The 3,717-nt window shown below is 67.1% G+C and carries 4 protein-coding genes; all 4 read left to right on the top strand.

Annotated features, from left to right (window positions below; translation table 11 throughout):
* Positions 1 to 220 precede the first annotated feature (220 nt).
* The 4 genes from AB0J87_RS64285 to AB0J87_RS64300 all read left to right on the top strand — a co-directional run bounded on the left by AB0J87_RS64285 (position 221) and on the right by AB0J87_RS64300 (position 3,563).
* On the top strand, positions 221 to 1,342 hold the full coding sequence (locus tag AB0J87_RS64285; RefSeq protein ID WP_363985889.1) for a site-specific integrase: 1,122 nt from the start codon (positions 221 to 223) through the stop codon (positions 1,340 to 1,342).
* Complete coding sequence (locus tag AB0J87_RS64290; protein ID WP_363985891.1) at positions 1,339 to 1,671, top strand: helix-turn-helix transcriptional regulator; 333 nt, start codon at positions 1,339 to 1,341, stop codon at positions 1,669 to 1,671. Before AB0J87_RS64285 ends, AB0J87_RS64290 begins: the two co-directional genes overlap by 4 nt.
* Positions 1,668 to 2,918 (top strand): hypothetical protein, encoded by a 1,251-nt coding sequence (locus AB0J87_RS64295; protein ID WP_363985893.1) that lies wholly within the window; start codon positions 1,668 to 1,670, stop codon positions 2,916 to 2,918. Before AB0J87_RS64290 ends, AB0J87_RS64295 begins: the two co-directional genes overlap by 4 nt.
* Before the next feature lie 162 nt (positions 2,919 to 3,080).
* Positions 3,081 to 3,563, top strand: coding sequence for a hypothetical protein (locus AB0J87_RS64300; protein WP_363985895.1), 483 nt, complete (start codon positions 3,081 to 3,083; stop codon positions 3,561 to 3,563).
* The last annotated feature ends 154 nt before the right edge of the window (positions 3,564 to 3,717 follow it).

The following is a 3,717-nucleotide window of genomic DNA, read 5'->3' on the forward strand; positions in this document are numbered from 1 at the left end:
AACTAGCGGCAATTTCATTTGATGAAGAACCCAGATTGGTTGGCACACCGACCGAGAGCGACTGCCGGAACAGCGGATTTGTAGGCCCCGCGAGGTGGTCAAAGCGATCGTAGCGGTTGCCGGGCGGCGTGTATCGACGCGCTGAGCTGCGGACTTGCGCTCTGATTACATCTAATGAAAGATCCCTTCCTTAGGTGTAAGTGACGGAGGGTAGTGACAGATGGGGCAAGACAAGCTCTCGCCAGGCGCTGCGGGTCTTCATCTGGTCGGCGGGCTGCCGTTACTGCGACCCGAGGAGCAGGTGTTCGCGGCGATGCTGGAGGGTTGGCGCAACCAGCAGCTGGCCCGGAACCTGGCGTTCTCCACGATCAACTCACGGGCCAAGGCCGTGCAGGCCTTCGCCCGGCACGCCGACGCCTTCCCCTGGCACTGGTCTGCGCATCAGGTGGATGAGTGGCTGGGCGATCTGCGGGCGGTGCGCCATCTAAAGCGCAAGACGCTGCGGAACTACCAGGAGGCCGTCCGCTCGTTCTGCGGCTATCTGCTCGACCCCGCCTATCAGTGGACCACCGAGTGCGAACAGCGATTCGGCACTCACCCGATCCAGGTGGTCCACGAGTGGAACACCGCCACCCACGTCCAGGAGGCCGACGCCGACGCGGGCAAGCGCGCCTTCACCCGCAACGAGCTGATCGCTTTGTTCGACCACGCCGACGAGCAGGTCGAGCGCATCCGCACCGCCGGGCGCAAGGGCTGGATGCCGGCGTTCCGTGACGCGGCCCTGCTCAAGACCGCTTATGCGTTCGGGCTGCGCCGCAACGAGGTACGGATGCTGGATGCCGTCGATTTCGGCCGCAACCCCGACGGGCCGGAGTTCGGCGAGTACGGCGTGCTCTACGTCCGGCATGGCAAGGCCAAGAAGGGCTCTCCGCCCAAGCGCCGCAGCGTGCTGACCGTCTGGGACTGGTCGGCGGAGATCCTGCAGGAATGGATCGACGACATCCGCCCGCTGTTTCCCACCGCCGGGACATCGGCATGCTGGCCCTCCGAGCGCGGCCCGCGCATCGGGCTGAGCTCGATCAACACCCGTCTGGCGGCCTACCGCGACGAACTCGGCCTGGATGCCGTGCTCGACTTCCATTCGCTGCGTCGCTCATATATCACCCACCTCATCGAAGACGGCTGGGACGCCCGTTTCGTCCAGGAACAAGCAGGCCACGACCATGCCAGCTCCACCTCCATCTACACCTGTGTGTCCTCCGACTTCCGCACCCGCACCCTGCGCCGAGCCCTCGACGCCACTATCGAGGCCGCACTCAAGCCAGCCAGGAGAACCCGATGAAACGGCACGTCAGCTATCAATGGCGCCTGCGCGAGATGATGGCCGCGGCCGGCATGTTCGCCGCCACCGACCTCGAGCCGCTCCTGCACGACCGGGGCATCAAGCTGTCCTCGGTGCAGGTCTGGCGCCTGGTCACCCAGACTCCCGAACGCCTGTCGCTGCCGGTGCTCGCGGCGCTTTGCGACATCTTCGACTGCACCCCGGCCCAGCTCATCGCCACCAAGGCGGAGAACGCCGCGTCCCGCAAGACCGCCACCGACGACGCCGGCGTCGTCGAGCTGCCCACGGCCCTGCGGCCCAAGCGAGCGCGCATCCGTCCCGAGGCATGACCGCCACGCCTCTGACTTGCGACGGCTGCGGCAGGGAAGGACGCCGCTACCGACGTGGGCTCTGCGGAGCCTGCGCGCTGACCGAGGACCTGCAGGCCGTCCTCGACGACGGCCACGGAAGCATCCGGCCCGAGCTCCTGCCGCTGTTCGAGGGCATGCGCCAGATGGACAACCCGCGAGCGGGAGTGAGCTGGTTACGTCGCCCGCACGTCGCTGAGATGCTACGCATCCTGGCCAGCCCGGACACAGCGATCACCCACGAGACCGTCGATGCCATGATGCCCTGGCGATCGGCCGCCTACCTGCGGGACCTGCTCATGCACCACGGCGTGCTGCCCGCCGTCGACCGGCACCTGCTGCTGTTTAAGCGCTGGCTGGCCGAATGGCTCGCCGGCATCGACGACGTCGAGCACCGGCGCCTGCTCGAACGCTTCGCCACCTGGCACCTGCTGCGCAAGCTCCGCACGATCGCCAACCGGCAACCCCTCGGCATGAAGCGCAACCAGGACGCCCGCCGCGTCCTCGTCCAGGCCGCCGCCTTCCTGACCTGGCTGGACGATCACAACACTCGCCTCGACCGCTGCACCCAGGCCGACCTGGACGCCTGGCACGCCACCGCCTTCCTGGCCCGGCGCTCCGCCCAGGCGTTCCTGCGCTGGTGCATGGCCACCGGCCATATGCCCAAACTGGCCATCCCGACTCGCAGCACCCTCAACCCGGCCCCGATCAGCCAGCGCCAACGACTCGCCCTGATCCGCAAGGCCCTCAGCGACCAGAGCACCCCCGACCGCGACCGGGTCATCGCCCTGCTCGTCCTGCTCTATGCCCAGCCCATCAGCCGCATCCTCCGGCTCACCCTCGACGACCTCATGCACGACGGCGATCAGGTCCTCCTCCGCCTCGGGGACCCGCCCTCGCCCGTCCCCGAGCCCTTCGCCGGACTGCTGCTCGACTACACGCAGACCAGGCCGAACACCACCACGGCGACCAACCGGGACAGCCGCTGGCTGTTCCCCGGCCGCCGCGGCGGACAACCGCTGGACCCCACGACCATCCAGTCACGCCTGAGCAAGCTCGGCATCCTCGCCGGCCCCGGGCGCTCGGCCGCGATCCGCCAGCTCGTCCTGCAGACCCCCGCACCCGTGGTCGCCCGCATGCTCGGCTACGACGCAGACACCGCCACCAGACTCGCCACCGCAGCCGGAAGCCCATGGAGCCGCTACGCCCCCGGCGACCACGAACAGTGATGCGTCAGGCAATCGACGCGAAGAGGAAACCAATCGATGGATCGGCGCCTGCCAGTGTCGTTTCAGAAAGGATGAGTCATGGCCACAACCACCCCCTGCACCTGCGGCACTTCCTCAACACCACAGCATGGGCCGTGTCCCACTCATCAACGGGGGAAGTACGTGACCTGGGTCAACGAGCACGCACCTCGCTACGCAGCCGCCGAGGCCATCGACGATCCCTTCGTCGAACGGCTCCGCGAACAACTGCCCGGAGCCGACGACATCCCTGAGTTCGAGCCCTTCCGCAACGCGCTGTCACTCGCCGCTCGCGATCTTTTCGACTTCGACTGGGATGACGCGCTCACAGATCCCTGGCCCGATGCTTGGGAACTCGCCCTCGAAATTCGCGACGCGTGGCAGCCGCTCGTCCTGCGTTATGAGCGCGGCGCCCTCCGGCAGGAGGTCGCCCAGCACTTCGGAGTTGACCGGTATCACTTCTCCGACGAATACCTCCACGACCCCGACGCCCAAGGACCCTACGGCCCTTCGCAACTTCTCCACGAGGCCGACCGGCTCTCCCAACTCACCCGCGCGGCCCGGCAGCTCGAAGTCCTGCTGCGGGATCACGCCGCAGGCGGCACGCTACGAGCCGATCAAGTCTGACGTGCTGATGCCTGCCGTTGGCGGCCACTGCTGTCCTACACCCGAAGGGTCGTGGTGATCTCCGACCCCAACGGCTTCCGTGATCACAGAGGGTGAAGTCCTACGGCACACCGGGGAGGAATACAGATCAATGGATCAATGAAGCCTGCCAGTG

Source organism: Nonomuraea sp. NPDC049625 (assembly GCF_040675285.1).
Lineage (GTDB): Bacteria > Actinomycetota > Actinomycetes > Streptosporangiales > Streptosporangiaceae > Nonomuraea > Nonomuraea angiospora_A.